General features: G+C 65.2%; 1 protein-coding gene. It reads left to right on the top strand.

What is annotated here, in order from left to right; genetic code table 11:
• The coding region (locus EN824_RS34955) for a response regulator (protein WP_135933255.1) at positions 1-279 on the top strand (279 nt) is incomplete at both ends.

Consider the following 279-nt stretch of genomic DNA (forward strand, 5'->3'; position numbering starts at 1 on the left):
CCAACGTGCTGGTGGCCGCCTACACGTCGGAACCGGGCAACGTCGCGCGCGTGCTCGCGCGGCGCGCCGGCATGGAGGACATGATCAGCAAGTCCTGCAGCTCAATGGAACTCTTCGCGTCGCTGCAGGCGCTCTTCGAGAACGGCACCCGGCGAGCTGTGAACCAGCGCTTTGACGACTTCTCCGGCAAGTCGATTCTGGTTGCCGACGATGACACCTACAGCCGGCTCGTGGCCAAGGCATACCTGGAGCGTTTCGGCGCGAGCGTCGTCGAAGCCG

It is taken from the genome of Mesorhizobium sp. M8A.F.Ca.ET.181.01.1.1 (assembly GCF_004792025.1).
Classification (GTDB): Bacteria; Pseudomonadota; Alphaproteobacteria; order Rhizobiales; family Rhizobiaceae; genus Mesorhizobium.